Source organism: Streptomyces sp. NPDC056580 (genome assembly GCF_042793175.1).
Classification (GTDB): domain Bacteria; phylum Actinomycetota; class Actinomycetes; order Streptomycetales; family Streptomycetaceae; genus Streptomyces.
In genome coordinates this window covers 271,217-286,315 of sequence record NZ_JBHTVE010000007.1, presented here as the reverse complement: position 1 = coordinate 286,315, position 15,099 = coordinate 271,217, and the positions used below count along the sequence as shown (strand labels likewise).

At 70.7% G+C, this 15,099-nt stretch carries 12 protein-coding genes and 3 pseudogenes; 4 read left to right on the top strand and 11 right to left on the bottom strand.

Annotated elements, in window-relative coordinates; all coding sequences use genetic code 11:
* Positions 1-33: 33 nt before the first annotated feature.
* Both ACFQ9Z_RS17695 and hchA read right to left on the bottom strand, forming a co-directional pair.
* Entirely contained in the window at positions 34-1,464 is a 1,431-nt protein-coding gene (locus ACFQ9Z_RS17695) for a selenium-binding protein SBP56-related protein (protein WP_383017891.1), read from the bottom strand.
* Positions 1,465-1,981: 517 nt separating this feature from the next.
* A complete protein-coding gene (gene hchA, locus ACFQ9Z_RS17690; protein ID WP_383017887.1) occupies positions 1,982-2,863 on the bottom strand; it encodes a glyoxalase III HchA in 882 nt (293 codons plus the stop codon).
* A gap of 186 nt (positions 2,864-3,049) precedes the next feature.
* Here hchA and ACFQ9Z_RS17685 point away from each other — a divergent pair.
* Together ACFQ9Z_RS17685 and ACFQ9Z_RS17680 are read left to right on the top strand one after the other, a co-directional pair.
* A pseudogene (locus tag ACFQ9Z_RS17685) lies at positions 3,050-3,334 on the top strand (hypothetical protein); the annotation flags it as partial.
* Positions 3,335-3,492: 158 nt separating this feature from the next.
* Positions 3,493-3,737: pseudogene (locus ACFQ9Z_RS17680) on the top strand (ion transporter); the annotation flags it as partial.
* Between the two features lie 168 nt (positions 3,738-3,905).
* Here the strand turns inward: ACFQ9Z_RS17680 and ACFQ9Z_RS17675 are convergent.
* Both ACFQ9Z_RS17675 and ACFQ9Z_RS17670 read right to left on the bottom strand, forming a co-directional pair.
* Complete coding sequence (locus ACFQ9Z_RS17675; RefSeq protein ID WP_383017884.1) at positions 3,906-4,751, bottom strand: nuclease; 846 nt, start codon at positions 4,749-4,751, stop codon at positions 3,906-3,908.
* Positions 4,752-4,776: 25 nt separating this feature from the next.
* Entirely contained in the window at positions 4,777-5,607 is an 831-nt protein-coding gene (locus tag ACFQ9Z_RS17670) for an SDR family oxidoreductase (protein WP_383017881.1), read from the bottom strand.
* A gap of 488 nt (positions 5,608-6,095) precedes the next feature.
* Between ACFQ9Z_RS17670 and ACFQ9Z_RS17665 the strand changes: the two genes are divergently transcribed.
* Positions 6,096-7,409 carry a hypothetical protein gene (locus ACFQ9Z_RS17665; RefSeq protein WP_383017878.1) on the top strand — a complete coding sequence of 438 codons (1,314 nt, stop codon included), beginning with the start codon at positions 6,096-6,098 and terminating at the stop codon, positions 7,407-7,409.
* 83 nt (positions 7,410-7,492) lie between these two features.
* Here ACFQ9Z_RS17665 and ACFQ9Z_RS17660 read toward each other — a convergent pair.
* Positions 7,493-7,770: pseudogene (locus ACFQ9Z_RS17660) on the bottom strand (exo-alpha-sialidase); the annotation flags it as partial.
* Positions 7,771-7,838: 68 nt separating this feature from the next.
* Positions 7,839-8,699 carry an SDR family oxidoreductase gene (locus ACFQ9Z_RS17655; protein ID WP_383017875.1) on the bottom strand — a complete coding sequence of 287 codons (861 nt, stop codon included), beginning with the start codon at positions 8,697-8,699 and terminating at the stop codon, positions 7,839-7,841.
* Between the two features lie 87 nt (positions 8,700-8,786).
* Between ACFQ9Z_RS17655 and ACFQ9Z_RS17650 the strand changes: the two genes are divergently transcribed.
* Complete coding sequence (locus ACFQ9Z_RS17650) at positions 8,787-9,515, top strand: TetR/AcrR family transcriptional regulator (protein ID WP_383017872.1); 729 nt, start codon at positions 8,787-8,789, stop codon at positions 9,513-9,515.
* 139 nt (positions 9,516-9,654) lie between these two features.
* On the opposite strand, the gene ACFQ9Z_RS17645 is transcribed toward ACFQ9Z_RS17650, so the two are convergent.
* The 5 genes from ACFQ9Z_RS17645 to ACFQ9Z_RS17625 form a co-directional block, all read right to left on the bottom strand.
* Positions 9,655-10,533 (bottom strand): MurR/RpiR family transcriptional regulator, encoded by an 879-nt coding sequence (locus ACFQ9Z_RS17645; protein WP_383017869.1) that lies wholly within the window; start codon positions 10,531-10,533, stop codon positions 9,655-9,657.
* Positions 10,534-10,710: 177 nt separating this feature from the next.
* Complete coding sequence (locus tag ACFQ9Z_RS17640) at positions 10,711-11,946, bottom strand: cyanophycinase (protein WP_383017866.1); 1,236 nt, start codon at positions 11,944-11,946, stop codon at positions 10,711-10,713.
* Positions 11,947-12,159: 213 nt separating this feature from the next.
* A complete protein-coding gene (locus ACFQ9Z_RS17635) occupies positions 12,160-13,350 on the bottom strand; it encodes a M20 family metallopeptidase (RefSeq protein ID WP_383017863.1) in 1,191 nt (396 codons plus the stop codon).
* A gap of 26 nt (positions 13,351-13,376) precedes the next feature.
* A complete protein-coding gene (locus tag ACFQ9Z_RS17630) occupies positions 13,377-14,129 on the bottom strand; it encodes an amino acid ABC transporter ATP-binding protein (RefSeq protein WP_383018453.1) in 753 nt (250 codons plus the stop codon).
* An 8-nt stretch (positions 14,130-14,137) separates the two neighbouring features.
* Positions 14,138-15,097: an amino acid ABC transporter permease gene (locus ACFQ9Z_RS17625; RefSeq protein WP_383017860.1), complete on the bottom strand. Its 960-nt coding sequence runs from the start codon at positions 15,095-15,097 to the stop codon at positions 14,138-14,140.
* Positions 15,098-15,099 lie beyond the last annotated feature (2 nt).

Genomic DNA, 15,099 nt, shown 5'->3' with positions numbered 1-15,099 from the left:
GCGGCGGCCCGGATACGGTTACCGGCCCCGGGGTCAGCGGCGGTAGCAGTAGGAGTCGGAGGAGGCGTCACCGCCCTGCAGGCGTGTCTGGTGCACGCGCAGGCCGGCGAAGTCCTCGCCGTGGGGGAAGAAGCGGCCGTCCACCGACAGCCCGCCGCGTGAGGTGTCGGCGTCCAGCTTGACCATCCACGGCTCTATGCCCGCGGGATAGAACTGCTCGTCCCAGGCGGCGTACAGGGAGTTCGTCAGGTAGACGCGCTGCCCGTCGCGGCTGACCTCTACCATCTGGGCCCCGCCTGTCAGAGGCACGTCGGGCGCGGCGGGGTGCGGTCCGCGGGCGGTGATGCCGCCGAGCCGCACGGCTGCGGTCCGCCTGGGTTGCCGTGGGTCGCTGACGTCGTACTGGATGAGGTCGCCGGTGCCCCACGCGGAGACGTACAGCCACCGGTCGTCCACCGAGAGGTCGATGTCGGTGATCAGCGGGGGCACGGCGCCGAACGGCTGGAGCGCAGGGGGCAGATCCTCGGCCGGGGCGGGCTCGGCGGGGAGGGTGATCACCTTGGTGACGTGGAAGTCCTCGCCGTCGCGGTGCCACCGCCACACCGAGGCCGACAGGTCCTCGACGTCGATCACGGTGTTGGTGAACCCCCAGGTGGCCTCGGGGTCGTGGGCGGGACGCAGTTCCAGCACCATCTGGTGGGCGTCGCCCAGGTCGACCTGCTGCAGGTGCCGGCCGGTGCCGAGTTCCCAGAAGTGCAGGCAGTGGCCGTAGCGGCGCTCCAGCAGCAGGTCGGGGACGAGACCGTCCTCGATCATGGAAGGGGTTCCCCACTCGCTGGTCACGGCGATGTTCTGGGCCAGGTGCCACCAGATGTCGTAGGCGAGGTGCTGCGGCCCGCGCTCGCTTTCCCAGCCGCGCAGCACGTCGAAGCTCTCGTGGTCCAGCAGCGCCACGCCGCCGGGGCCGTCCGCGCCGTCCGCGCCGCCCAGGCAGGACAGGAAGACGCCGTCGGGGCCGCAGTGCAGGGTGTGGGGGCGCGAGTACCCGGCTTTGGCGGCCAGTTCGCCGGGCTCGACCGTCTTGACCAGGCGGGGGCGGGCGGGATCGGGGACGGTGTCGAAGACGTGCAGCTTGGAGGAGCGCAGCCCGGGGACGATGAGATAGCGGCGCGTGGCGTGGTGGTGACCGGCATGGGCCAGGGCGCTCGAGCAGGCGTTCCAGCCGAAGTGGTGCAGTTCGTTGCCCACGCCGGGCACCTCGGCGTGGGCGATCACCCGGCCGTACGCCACGGAGCCGGGGTCGGTGCCGACGGTGAACAGCGCGTCCGGGCGCGCTCCGGCCGGGTCGAACCCGACGACGTAGGCGAGTTCCTCCCCGGGCGCGGCGACGGCGTCCGCCGGGGTGCGGTACAGGGTCGGATCCTGGTGGCCGTCGTGGTCGTGCGGGTGCTGGGTCGTCGTCATCGTGTGTTCCCCACTCGGCGAACAGAGGACAGGGACCGGGTGAACCCCCATCACGGACGGGCCGGCTCTCTCGTCCGCCGTCGACGTGCGGTGAAGGACGGATATGCCACTGTTTCCGAGCGTTTCACAGTCCCCGGGGCCCTGCCACGGCGCCGGGCGCGACAGCGCTGCCGGTCACCGGAGACCAGGGCCGATGGTCCAGGTGCCGGCGCATTCCTGGTGTCCACGCGACCGCCGGCGTCCTCCTCGCGGCCGCCTCGAGACAGCCCGCCTTCCCCGCACTGCGACGCCGCTCCGTTTCGGCCCCGGCACCGTGCAGCCCGGACTGGCCCCCGGCAGGGGGTTCCGGCAATCGGCAGGGCGGTGCATCAGGTCGAGCTACGGTCCGGGCTCCGACTGCTCGCATGCGTACGCGCACTGTACGGACGGCGTATACGGGAGGCGCGCGCGACTCAGCCGGTGACGAGAGCGGCGCTCCCGTCCACCATCCAGGCCGCCCGACCGAACCGATGGTGCATCAGCCCTGGCTCTGAACCTCTTTGACAAGCGCGTCGGCCGCGAGCAGGCCGAGGCCGTGAGAGGCGAGGGGGCTGTCACCAGTGAGGAGCTTGCGGTCCCGGTGCGTCTTCCCGGTCATGTCGTCGTTGATGACGTTCACTCCCTGCTCTCGGAGCAACCTCGCGACGAGCCACCGCAACCGGCCTGGAAGGTAGCCGATGTCAAGGTTCAGCCCCTCGTCGAGCGAGTCGGGAAAGACGCAGACGTCGTACCCCTTGAATGGCGACTCCTCCTTGCCCAGCGAGGCGGCCAGCAGTGCGGCCGGCCCGTGGCACAGGGTGATGACGAACTTGTCATTGTCCAAAGCCCAGTCAAGCGTCTTCGTGACATCCTCACTGGTCGGCAGACCGACGACGGCCCCGTGCCCGCCCGGGATGAAGACGGCGATGTAGTCCGAGTCCTCACCGAGATCGTTGGCGACGACGTCGGCCAGATCCTTGGGCTCCTTCAGCTTCGGCTTGAGGGCCTCATAGGTCGCCTGCACCGCTTCGTCCTCTCCCGGCATGGCCCACAGCTCGAGTTTCGCCGGGAAGCCACCCACGGTGGCTACGTCGACGTCGAAGCCCGCCTCCATCAAGTGGTGAGCCGGAAGAAGCATCTCGACCGGGTGATTGCCGGTGGAGAACATTGCTCCGTTCTGCGTCAAAAGGTAGCGTTCCCCCGCCGCGATCATGAGCACCTTCCACTTCCCCCCGGTGTAGGCGCCCTTGTGTTGCACTCCGTCGAAATTCGTCTTAGAGGTGGTGTACTGACTCAGCGAATATGGTGACGGGAAAAACGCATTGTCCTCGGCCGGATCCGGAGTCGGGGCCCTGCTGGAATCGTCTGTCGCAGATGGCATGCTGAGGACCTGCTTTCATGGCGGGCTGAAGTCTCGGCAGCGGCCGTTCGACGGGTGTACCGCCGAGAGGGCGGAAAAGGGCTAAATCGAACACCTCTTTCCGGAAAGCCGCAATATTATAACTTGCATGAGTTTGCCCGGCAGATGGATCTTGTCGAGCCGTGGTCTATTCGGTGCTGCCGCACCCTGCCGGCGACCACCGTGATCGCCCTGCACGACCTCAACCTCGCCGCGATGTACTGCGACCGCCTGCTGGTCCTGCGAGAGGGCCGCGCCGTCGCGGAAGGCACCCCGGGCGAGGTCCTCACCCCCGCCCTCATCAAGCAGGTCTACGGCGTACACGCCGAGGTCGGCGACGCCCCCGGTCACCCCGTGATCCGCTTCCTGCGCCCGGCCGCCCGGGACGGACTGCCCTCGCACGGGCCGACGCAGCGAGGCGGGACGCCCCAGCCGCCCATGGCCCGGACCTGATCGACCGGAGCCCGTCGCTTTCCCCCGGCCGACGTCCATGGCCCGCCTGTGCGTCGAGGCTCGAAAACGCACATGCGGGACAAGCGGCCGGCTGTTCGGCGGCGTTCCGAAAGCGTCAAGTGAAGCAGCGCCCGGCCCCGGGGCGGAACCGGTGCGCCATTCCCACGGTGCGGCCCGCCTCGGCGCGGGCCGCGACGGCCGGTGGTGCCGCGCCGTCACCGAGGCCCGGTGGTTCGCGGTCACCGTCTTCTGCCTCATCCTCGGCAACGCCGCACTGCTGGGCGCGGAGACGTACACCGGGGTGGTCAGCGACTGGCGCGGCTGGTTACGTCTGGCCGAACACGCCTGCGTGGCCGCCTTCACCGTCGAGATCCTGCTGCGCCTGGGGGCCCACGCCGACCGGTCCGCCGCGCCCTGGGCGACCTAGAACGCGAACTGGCCCAGGCGGCTACGCCACAAGCCGTCGAAGCGGGACGGACCGTCCCGCACCTCCGGCCGGCCGGGGCGCCCGCGGACGGGAGCGGCGAGGCGGCCGCGCGGACAGGTGGATGACGCCTGGCGCCGCCGCCGCTCAGCCCTCGTCGAAGAGCAGATCCTCCACCGGGTGCGTCATGCGGACGGAGTGGCTGTTGGTGACGGTGACGACGTGGTGCAGGCCCACGAGCCGCTCACCTGTGGACAGGACCGTCAGCGTGTCCCCCTTGCCGGCGAGATACGCGGTGAAGCAGGAGACGGACATGCCCAGGTCCAGGTAGTCCACCAGACGCCGGAACAGCTTGGGCAGGATCACGACGTCGTCGGTGATGGTGGACAGGGAGGTGACCTTGATGCCCGAGGTGGTCACGTCCTGCGGCCACAGGCCCTGACCGGCGGTCCGGGCGTCCTGTGCGACCTTGGTGAGTTCCTCCCGCAGGTCGCGGAACAGGCTGGTGTAGAAGGTCGGATAGACCAGGCCCAGTGATGCCAGGTGGTGGTTGGCGGTCTGCCGCAGCAGCGGCACGTCGACCATGACGGCGGTCCCGCTGGCCGCGGGCGGTCCGCCCCGCCCGACGAGGGCCACCGCGCGGTTGTGGATGTCGCCGCCCCCGGTGAGGATGTAGCCGGGCATGGTCTCCGGCGCCGAGGCGGTGACCTTCTCCCGCGAGTCGCGCTGTACGGTGTTGAAGCCGAGCCAGGTCAGCAGTTCGGTCGCGGCGGCGTGGCCGAACCGCAGCGGCTGGTGCTCTCCGCCGTAGTGGGTCTCCAGCGCGTCGACGCCTTCGAGGCGGAGGGCCGCTTCGCCGCCGGTGGCGTGCACCGGGCGCGTGTCGCTGAGGAGTTTCCAGTCGTCGGGATCGTCGGCGACGAAGTGGACGGTGTCCCCGTCCGGTTTGGTGTCCTTCAGGCGGAACTTTCCCTGGATAAGCAGGACGGGCATGACGACTCCTGTGTGTGCGGGTGGCTCACGACCGTGGTCCCGGGCCGTCGGCCCCGGTGGCGGCGCGATCCGGTCGTACCGGCAGCCGGGCGGTCGTCTCCGGAGCGACGAGCTGCTGGCCGCCGTCGATGTCGTAAGTGGCGCCGGTCAGGGCGCCGTTGGCCATGATGTGCAGTGCCAGCGAAGCGACGTCCGCCGGGCCCACCACCCGGCCGATGGGCAGGGTCCTCCGCAACTGTTCGCGGCGGGATTCGAGTTGCTCACCGAGGAGGGAGGCCGACAGCGGTGTGTCCACGACTCCGGCCGCGATGAGGTTGCCCCGCAGCGGGGCCACCTCGAGCGCCAGGTTGGCGGTCAGCGCCGGCAGCGCCGCGGTGAGCGCTCCCGTCACGGCCATCCCGGCCACGGGCGGCCGGCCGCCGGTGCCGCCGATGAACAGCAGCGTTCCCCCGGCCCTGACCCTCCCCCGGCTCGCCCGGGCCGCCGCCAGCATCATGGCGATACGGCCACCGAAGTCACGTCCCGCGTCGGCCAGGTCGAGTTCGTCGAGGGGCGTGTACGACGGGCTGCCCGCTGTGACCAGCACATGGTCGACCCGCCCCGGCAGCTCGTGCAGGAAGCGCTCAAGACGATCGGTGTCCAGGGCGTCGAACACGGCCGTGCTCAGCGGGCTCAGGTCCGCCGCCGCCCGCTCGAGACGATCGGGGTTCCGGGCCGCGAGCACCACCTCGCCGCCGGCCGCGCGCACCTCCCGCGCGGTCTCCAGACCGATTCCCGCGCTGCCCCCCACCACCACGACCGTCTGCCCGGCCAGTCCTCCGTCCGCCGGACGGGCCCCTCCGTCCTTCGTGCTCACGGCAGGTCACCGCCGTACGGAACCGGTTCCCGGACGTCCCCGCGCAAGCCAGACATGCTCATCTCCGTGTCTCCTGGGCCTTGTACGAGCCGGCCCGCACAGGAGCCGTCTCGTGGGCGGATCGTGTGTGTCGACGGCCACGGGAGGTTCCCGACGGCCCAGCGAACGGATCGGCCGCTGGAGGGGTGCACCACCGAGGGGACGGGGAGCGGGTGGTCAGGGTTCCTCGCCACGGACGACCGGACCCGTGATTTCAGTCTGGCACTCGTCCGGTGGGGGCGCATCCGGGCTGAGTTCGCACTTCGCCGGGTTGAGCGGAGAGCCTGGGCGCGAGGCTGTCGCTCACTGCGCCGGGGCCCTGTCCGGTGTTCCGGCCGCGCTCCTGACGCGATCAGCCTTCGGGTCCAATGTCGGTGCGTCTCACTAGAGTTGCTTCGCCGGCCGCGCCGGTGCGACCGGATCCCTTCACGAAGGAGTTCAAGGTGCGAATGCGAATACGAAGACGTGCGGCGGGTGTCGCGCTGGTCCTGGCGGCCGCGTCGCTCCAGCTGCTCGGTGCCCCGGGCACGGCGGCGGCACAGACCCAGGGGAGCGTCGTGCTGCCCGTGCGGTCGCACTGGCAGACACTCGCGGACAGCCGGCGTGTGTACGTCAGCGCGCCCGGCGACGACGCGGTGCTGGCCACCGACCACGACGGGCAGGTCGTGAAGAAGGTGGAGGGTCTCGACGGGGCGCGGGGCATGGCCGAGTCGCCCGACGAGTCCACCCTCTACGTGGCGCTCCCGGACGCCGACGCGATAGCCGTCATCGACACCGCGACCCTGACCGAGACCCGGCGCATCCCGACCGGGGCCGACACCGGACCCGAGACCGTCGCCCTCGCCGGCGGCCGGCTGTTCTTCGGCTACCAGGCCACCGTCTTCGACGCGGGCATCGGGTCGGTCGACATCGCCGGGGCGACCCCGACCGTCACCCTGGACGACGACCCCGTCTGGTACGGCAAGCCGCGGCTCGCCACGTCGCCGGGCGCGCCGGACCGGCTCGTCGCCGCGGAGAGCCTGGGCGCGGCGGGCATGCGCGTGTACGACGTGAGCTCCGGCACGCTTCGGCAGACCGCCTCCAGCGACGCCGTCGGCGATGTCGAGGACGTGGTGGTGACGCCGGACGGCAGCAGCGTCATCACCGCGGACGGCCACGACTACTACCACCAGCGGTGGCACCTGTCGGACCTGTCGGAGGAGGTCCGGTACGACACCGGGCCGTATCCCAACGCCGTCGCCGTCGACTCCCACGGCACGGTCGCCGCGGGGATCGTGGCGGGAGGGGACTGGGACGTCTACCTCTACCGCCCGGGCGAGACCACCGCGTACCGCACGGTCTCGCTGTCGCCGGGGTACCGCGACCTGCTCGACCGGGGCCTGGCCTGGGCGCCCGACGGCAGCAGGCTGTTCGCCACCCGCTTCCCCTACTCGGGCGAGGTCGTCCTCGACGTCGTCACCGACGTCGCCAAGGCATCCAGCACGATCACCCTGTCCGCCCCGCCGACGAACCCCGTGGGCACGCCGGTCACCGTGACGGGGAAACTGACCTCGCTGATCCCCTTCCCCAAGCGCAGGGCGGTCGTCACGGTGACGCGCAGCGGCGTTGAGCTGTCGGATGTGAAGGTCCGGCGGGACGGCACCTTCAGCTTCAGGGACACCCCGCCCGACTGGAACACGTATCCGCAGTACACGGTCACCTACGCGGGCGACGCCCGGCACGTGTCCGGCACGGCGACCGTCATGGTCGAGTTCGTCGGCTGACCGGTCCGGCCGGTCCGCGCGAACCCGTCACGACGGTGTGAGGCCGGTGCTCCGCGGAGGGCACCGGCCTCACTTCCCCTCGGTCACGGCGTCACGGCCACCGTCCGGTTGCCCGAAGCCTGCCCGCCGTCGGCCTTGTACGTCGCCGTGAGCGTGGCACTTCCGGTGGCGCCGGCGGGGTGATGGTGATGTCCGCGCAGGTGCCGCCGAGCCACTGCAGGTCGAAGGACGACTAGGTGACGTACTTGTAGCCCGCGCGCTCGTAGAGCAGGCCGAGCCGGCCGTCCGGCAGCCGGGTCAGTGTCGAGTACGCCGCGCTGCCCGCGTCGACCACCTTCCTGATCGGCCACGTCCGCCCGTTGGGCAGGACATCTAGACGGTGGCCGGGTGCGCCCCTGCAGGCACACGCCCCTTGGCGTCGCACCGGGTCTATTCGGCCCAGGCACGCTCGAGCAAGGTGCCGAAGGTGGCGGGTTCTCGCCCGATCAGCTCGGCGAGGGTCGAGTCGACGGCAGTGAACTCGCCCTTCCGCGCCGCTGCGAAGATGCTCAGCATCAGGTCGGCGATCGGGGCCGGGGCGCCGCGCTCCAAGGCCTGCTCGCGGAAGGCGTCGTCTGGGACGACGGTGCGCACGAAGGGCCGGCCGGTGGCCTGGGACGCCATCTCGGCGACGGCGCCGAAGTCGAGCGCCGCCGCGCCGGTGAGCGGCGGGGTGGGCCCCTCGAAGCGGCCCTCCTCGGCGAGGATTGCGGCGGTCGCGTCGGCGAGGTCGTCGTGGCCGGTCCAGGCGACGGGGCCGTCGGCTGGGAGGGCGATGCGGCCCGTGAGGCGGGCCGGCTCAAGGAACTGCAAGGCGCTGGCCGCGTAGAAGCCGTTGCGCAGCGCGGTCCAGGGCAGGCCGGTGGCGCGCAGCATGTCCTCGGTCCGTGCGTGGTCGCGGCACGCCTGGAAGCGGGAGTCGTGGGCCGCGCCCATCTGACTGGTGTAGAGGATGCGTCCGACGCGAGCCGTCAAGGCGGCGTCGACGGCGGTGCGATGGCCCGTGACGCACTCCTCGCCTGTGCGGTCGAGGGAGACGAGGAGCAGTTGCTCGGCCTTCTCGAAGGCATGCACGAGCGAGGCGGGGTCGTCGAAGCTGCCCTTCCGGACGCGGACGCCGCGATCGGCGAGGTCCCGGGCCTTGAGGGGGTCGCGGACGCTGACGCCGACGCGGTCGGCGGGGACGCGCTCCAGGAGGCGTTCGACGATGCGGCGGCCGAGCTTTCCGGTGGCTCCGGTCACGATGATCATGGGACATCCCGAGGTTGTTTCCAGTGGAATCGCGGAGACGTTAACACTGGAATATCGCTGGAATTAAGAATCCGTTATCATCGATTCATGCCTACACGCGACACCACCGACAGCCCTCGTCGACGCATCGTCGAGGCGGCCGTCGAGCTACTGGAGAAAGGTGGCTCGGACGCGGTGAGCACCCGGGCGGTCGCCGCTGCGGCAGGCATGCAGCCGCCGGCGATCTACCGCCTCTTCGGCGACAAGGAGGGCCTCCTCGAGGCCGTCGCGGAGCACGGCTACGCACAGTTCCTGGAGAGCAAACGCGCGCAGCTCGATTCCGAACCGCAGGACGCGGTGGAGGATCTCCGCCGCGGCTGGGACACGGTTGTCGAGTTCGGAATCTCCCGCCCCGAGCTGTTCGCGGTGATGGACAGGGCCACCGGCCGTGGGGCGGACATGGCACACCGCGCAGGCTTGGAGATCCTCCACAGCCGGGTGCGCCGACTGGCAGCCGGTGGGTGGCTGCGGGTCGACGAGGAGCTGGCTGCCCAGATCATCCAGGCCACCGGCCGAGGCGCGGTCACCACCTGGCACTCCACCCCGGCAGACCGCCGCAAGCCGGCCCTGCTGACCGCCCTCCGCGAGGCCATGGTCGCCGCCATCACCAGCGTCGAACCCACGGTCCCCGCCGCGGAGACCGGCCCCGCCGCAGCGGCCCGCGCGCTGCGCGCCGCGCTCCCCGACGACGCCGGTGTCCTGAGTGACGCCGAGCGGTACCTGCTGCGCGAGTGGCTCACCCGCCTTGCGGCGGACAGCAGCGCTCCGGATACCTGAGCGAGCATGCCGGCTGCCGGAGCTGCTGACCCAGAGCCGGCATCTGCGGGGGCCGGTGCTGCGTGCCGTCCCCCGTACCCCTCACCACGAGAGGGAGGACCCCTGCGACGACCGAGGCTGGTCGCGGTCGTCCGAGCGGTCAGACCAGGCCGATCCTCTGGGCGACGTCCTCACCGTTCCGCAGGTGTTGGTGCGCCGTCTCGCCGAGCGACAGGATGACAGCCGCGACGACGGTCTCGATCACGGCCATCGTCGGAACCAGGCTGTCGTACGGTGAGGGGGACGTGACCTGGCTGGGCAGGACAACCTCTGCGTGGGCGGTCACCGGGGAGAGCCAGGTGTCGGTGAACAGGACCACCTTGCCGCCCCGGTCCCGCAGGAGCTGGGCCATGGCTACCTTGTCGTCCTCGTAGCGCCGGTAGTCGAACACGACGAGGACATCGCGCCGTGTCAGCGCGGCCAGGGCGGCGGTGCGCTCGACGTCACGGTCCGGCAGGAAGGCCACGTCGTCGCGCAGTTGCATGAGGTGAAGACCGAGGTACTGCGCCAGTAGGTGGGTGAACCGGCCGCCCGCCAGGACGATCCGCCGCTTGGGGTCGGCGAGGAGTTGGGTCGCCCGGTCCAGGTCGTGCGGCGGGAGTTCGGCCAGGGACCGGGTGAGCGCCGCCGCGAACAGCCGGCTGCCGCTCGTCAGCAGCGGTTCGTTGCCTTCCACGTCGCCGGAGTCGTCGGACCGGGTGAGGGGCGCCGACTCGTACAGCGAAAGCGGTGAGGCACTGCGGGCCTCGAGTTCGTCGCGCAGCGCCGCCTGGAAGTCTGGGTAGCCGCGGAAGCCGAGGCGTCCCACGAACCTGAGCACGGTCGGTGCGCTGACTGCGGCACGTTCCGCGATGGTCGCGATGGTCTCGAATCCGGCTGCCGGGTATCCCGCCAGCATGACCCGGCCGACCTTGCGTTCGGCTGGGCTGAGTTCACCCAGCTTGAGCCGGATCTCGTCGGCCAGTGTGGCAGAAGCCATCGTGAAGTTCCTTTTCCGAGCCGCGAGGGCCTTGTCCGTGAAGCCTACCGGGCAGGTCGGGGGCAGAGGAGCGCCCGTGGTGGACCGCGGTCCCGAGCGATCCGCCGCCGTCCGTCCGCTCACCGGGGGCTCCATCGACGCTCAGGAGCCCCCGGCGGACCCGCCCGGGTGGTGTGGTCACTCGGGCGAGATGGACACGGTCATCCCGATCAAGGTGTCCGCCGTCGTGCCGTCAGTCGTGAGCGGGACGAAGTGCCGGTACTTGTCGAAGGTCACGGTGAACCGCGGGCCGGACTCGAAAGTGGTGGCGGTGGCCTCGCGCCGGCCCGCGGTCTGCGCGAGGGCGCGCGCGGTGCCCAGGAAGCTGTAGGGGACACCGTCGTCGTCGGCGGGTGAGTGGAACACGTCGTTGGTGGCCGGCACGGCGTCGAGGTCGTGCGGGCGGAGCCGCTTCTTGCCGGAAGCGGCCCGTACCCGCCAGTGGCGTGGTTCGTAGCGGTCGCCGTCGGTGAGGTAGTCGTACGTCGCCCCGGTGAGCGACCAGCCGTCACCGCGTTGCACGGCGCGCGCGTGCCGCAGGTCGAACACCGCGAGTCCCTGGGGTCCGACCACGCGCATGCTCTCGTCGGGTGAGCCCGGATGCTCGACGACGAGCGCGGTGTTCTCCTCCAGGGCGTAGACCCGCTGGTGGCCCGTGTCGGCGGCCAGACGCAGCGAGCGGCCCTCGCGTCCGGAAGTGCCGGTGTGGGTGTCCAGCAGTCCCGAGCGCAGGAAGCCGAAGCCGCCCTCGGGCAGGTAGGCGAGCTTCGACGCGTCCTCGAAGTAGCCGGGGGTGCTGCCGTCCCGCAGAGCCTCGTAGGAGTCGCCGCCTGTGATCATGTCTGCTCCGGCCGCGATCTGGGCGCCGGCGCTCGATCCGGCCACGACCGCACCCTCGGCGAGTTTCGCGCGGACGGCGGCCAGCACCTTGGAGTCGGTGTGTGCGGAGCCGTGCAGCAGGCTGGTCACGTACCGGTACTGGTCCCCGCCGCCGAAGAAGAACCCGGTCATGCTGTTGACCTGGGCGACGACATGGTCGGAGTCGGCGGCGGAGACGTGATCGATGTCGACGGGGATCCACTGCGCGTCGGCCGCGCCGTGACGGGTGAACAGGTCGGCGTAATAGGCCCCGTTGCACGCGGAGTTGGAGCAGGTGGCCGGGTCACCCGCGTGGGGGTCCTGGCTCTCCGGCACCGAGGCGGCGGTCAGCACACCGATCCGTGCGTGTCCCTCGCCTCCGGCCCGGTCGATGATCTCGCCGTACACCTGGTCGTTGTCGTCCTTCAGCCCACCGCCGACCAGGACGAGGGACCCGGCGGAGCGGTGCTCGGCGGCCGGATGGGCCACGGCTGCCGACCCGGCTGCCAGAGCCACGAGGAGCGCGGTGCCTGCGGTCAGTACGGTGCGGCCGGCTCTGTGCGGGGTTTTCACGAGGTGCCTCCAGGGTGTGTGAGGGCGGGGGAGAAGTGCCGTACGTAGGCCTCGCCGAGCCCGATCGCGGCGCGGCTGCACGTCCGCGGTGCCGGCGACCGAGAGACCGTGCGCGGCAAGAAGGACGGCGGGACGCACCGGCCTGCGTTCGCCGGGTCAGCCGGCCGGGGAGTACGCGCAGCCGAGTTCGGCGATGAGCGAGGCGAGCAGGGCGACGCGGGTGACGACCGTGGTGGTGTCCAGCCACTCCTGCGGGCTGTGATCGCCGCCGCCGACCGGTCCGAGTCCGTCGAGAACGGGCACTCCCACACCGGCGATGAGGTTGGCGTCGCCGACTCCGCCGGTCATGGCAGCCCCGATGGACAACCCCATCTCCTTGCCGATGGACTGGGTGGCCCGCAGGATCTCCCGAGAGGCGTCGGTGTCCTCCATCGGCGGGCAGAGGTCGAGCTGTTCCACCGTCACGGTGGTCCCTGCCACGGCTGGGCGCGCGGCGAGCTCCTCGATCGCCCGCCGGGCCTGTCGGATGCCCCGGGTCGTCGCCGAGCGGACCTCGACGTGCAGTTCGGCCTCCGGGCAGACGATGTTGATGCGGGTGCCGGCGTGCACCATGCCCACGTTGACCGTCACGTCGTCCCAGCGGCCGTTGAGCCCTTGCAGTGCGACGGTGAGGTGGGCCGCTTCCAGCGCGGCGTTCGCACCGCGTTCCGGTTCGATGCCGGCGTGGGCGGCACGCCCCGTGACGGTGAGCCGGAAATCGGCCACACCCTTACGGGCGATCACGACGTCGCCGTTCTCCCGAGCGCACTCGAGCGCCAAGGCGTAGTGCATGCCGCGCGCCGTCTCTTCGGTGAGGGGACGGCTGGCCGGAGAGCCGATCTCTTCGTCGGGCACGGCCAGGAACACGAGCTCGGCGTACTCGTGGAAACCCGCGTCCTCGAGGATGCGCAGCGCCGTGAGACCGGCGACCAGTCCACCCTTGTCGTCGCTGACTCCCGGTCCGCGGGCGTGCGGGCCGACCATGGCGAACGGGCGCGCCGCGGCCGTCCCGTCCTCGAACACCGTGTCCATATGGGCGACGAGGAGGATGCGGCGGCCGCCGTCCGCGACGGAGAGCGATCCCTTCTTACGCGCCACGACCAGGTCACCGGTCTGGCGGGTGCCGACGGGCGGCGGACTGACGCGCCGGGTGTCGAAGCCCGTGGCGCGCAGCCGCTGCCCAACGATGTCACCGACGCGGTTGATGCCCGCGGGGCTGTACGACCCGGAGTCGATCGCGACGAGTTCGGCGAGTTCCTCCAGGAACCGCGTCTCCTGGGCACGGGCGAGCGTCAGCAGTGCGGCCATGCGGGGCTGCTGACGGACCGAGGCGCTCACAGGACCTTCGAGAGGAATCCGCGGGTGCGTTCCTGCTCGGGATCGACCAGGACCTGCTGCGGGTGTCCGGCCTCGACGACGACGCCCTCGTCCATGAAGACGGCGGTGTCGCCCACCTCGCGGGCGAAGCCGATCTCATGGGTGACGACGACCATGGTCATGCCGTCGGCCGCGAGTTGCCGCATGACGTCGAGGACGTCGCCGACGAGCTCCGGGTCGAGTGCCGAGGTCGGTTCGTCGAACAGCATGAGCTTCGGTTTCATGGCCAGGGCACGGGCGATGGCGATCCGCTGCTGTTGTCCTCCGGAGAGCTGCGCGGGGTAGTGCCCGGCGCGGTTGGCGAGGCCGACCTGCTCCAGCAGGCGCATACCGTCCTCCCGGGCCTCGGCGCGGCCGGCGCCGGTGACGCGCACGGGTGCCTCGGTCACGTTCTCCAGGGCTGTCAGATGAGGGAAGAGGTTGAACCGTTGGAAGACCATGCCGATATCGCGTCGACGCGAGGCGACCTCTTTCTCACGCAGTTCGTGCAGCCGGTCGCCCTGCCGGCGGTAGCCCACGAGCTGGCCGTCGACAGAGAGCCGGCCGCCGTCGACCGTCTCGAGGTGATTGATGCACCGCAGGAACGTCGACTTGCCCGAGCCCGAGGGGCCCAGCAGACAGCACACTTCTCCTGCGCCGACGGTCAGGTCGATTCCCTTGAGGACCTCCAGCTTCCCGAAGTGCTTGCGCACGCCCTGTGCGTGCACCATGGGAGTGCTCATCGCTTCGACTCCTTCTTCGCGCGGCCCAGCGTGGTGGCGCCCGCGAGCATGCGCTGCAGGGGTGAGGTCCTGCCGGCTCCCGAAGTGCCGCGGCCGTAGCGGCGTTCCATCCAGGCCTGGGGGATGCTCAGCAGGCTGACCAGAGCCAGGTACCAGATGCTGGCGACCACGAGCATGGGGATGACCTGGTAGTTCTGCGCGTACACGTCCTGGATGTTCGACATCAGGTCGTGGGCGGCGATGACGGAGACGAGAGCCGTCATCTTGAGCATGTTGATGGTCTCGTTGCCCATCGGCGGAATGATCACCCGCATGGCCTGGGGCAGGACGATCCGGCGCATGGTCAGCGCGGGCCGCATGCCGAGTGAGTGCGCCGCCTCCGTCTGCCCCGCGTCGACGGACTGAATGCCGGCACGCACGATCTCGCTCGCGTAGGCGGCTTCGTTGAGACCGAGCGCGAGCAGGGCGGCGACCGCCGGGGTGAGCAGGGAGTTGGTGTCGGCCTGGACGAACGTGATGTCGGTGAACGGGATGCCGATCAGCACCTTCTTGTACAGCGCCGCCGCATATCCCCAGAAAATGATCTGGACGAGGAGCGGCGTCCCCCGGAACACCCAGACGAACAGGGAGGCCAGGCCGTACAGGACGGGGTTGGCCGACAGGCGCATGACCGCGATCAGAGTACCTAGGAGCAGACCGAGGGCCATGGCCGCGGCGGTCAGCCACAGCGTCGTCGCCAAGCCGTCGAAGACGAGCCCGGCGAAGAGGTAGTGGCCGATGACGTCCCAGTGCAGGTTGGCGTTCTTGGCCAGTGAGCCGATCAGGCCGCCGACGGCCGCCACGGCCGCCACGGCGGCGATCCAGCGGCCGTAGTGCCTCACCGGTACGACCTCCAGGTCCGCGGGGGCGGACTCGCGGTGCGGTGAGGCGCTCACGGGTGCGGAAGTGAGGGGCATCG

What these genes read in the sequence shown, in the direction of transcription:
- hchA (WP_383017887.1), bottom strand. Translation starts at nt 2,863, where the DNA reads ATGCCATCTGCGACAGACGATTCCAGCAGGGCCCCGACTCCGGATCCG.
- ACFQ9Z_RS17695 (WP_383017891.1), bottom strand. Translation starts at nt 1,464, where the DNA reads ATGACGACGACCCAGCACCCGCACGACCACGACGGCCACCAGGATCCG.
- ACFQ9Z_RS17630 (WP_383018453.1), bottom strand. Translation starts at nt 14,129, where the DNA reads ATGGTGCACGCACAGGGCGTGCGCAAGCACTTCGGGAAGCTGGAGGTC.
- ACFQ9Z_RS17645 (WP_383017869.1), bottom strand. Translation starts at nt 10,533, where the DNA reads ATGGCTTCTGCCACACTGGCCGACGAGATCCGGCTCAAGCTGGGTGAA.
- ACFQ9Z_RS17650 (WP_383017872.1), top strand. Translation starts at nt 8,787, where the DNA reads ATGCCTACACGCGACACCACCGACAGCCCTCGTCGACGCATCGTCGAG.
- ACFQ9Z_RS17655 (WP_383017875.1), bottom strand. Translation starts at nt 8,699, where the DNA reads ATGATCATCGTGACCGGAGCCACCGGAAAGCTCGGCCGCCGCATCGTC.
- ACFQ9Z_RS17665 (WP_383017878.1), top strand. Translation starts at nt 6,096, where the DNA reads ATGCGAATACGAAGACGTGCGGCGGGTGTCGCGCTGGTCCTGGCGGCC.
- ACFQ9Z_RS17625 (WP_383017860.1), bottom strand. Translation starts at nt 15,097, where the DNA reads ATGCCCCTCACTTCCGCACCCGTGAGCGCCTCACCGCACCGCGAGTCC.
- ACFQ9Z_RS17675 (WP_383017884.1), bottom strand. Translation starts at nt 4,751, where the DNA reads ATGCCCGTCCTGCTTATCCAGGGAAAGTTCCGCCTGAAGGACACCAAA.
- ACFQ9Z_RS17635 (WP_383017863.1), bottom strand. Translation starts at nt 13,350, where the DNA reads ATGGCCGCACTGCTGACGCTCGCCCGTGCCCAGGAGACGCGGTTCCTG.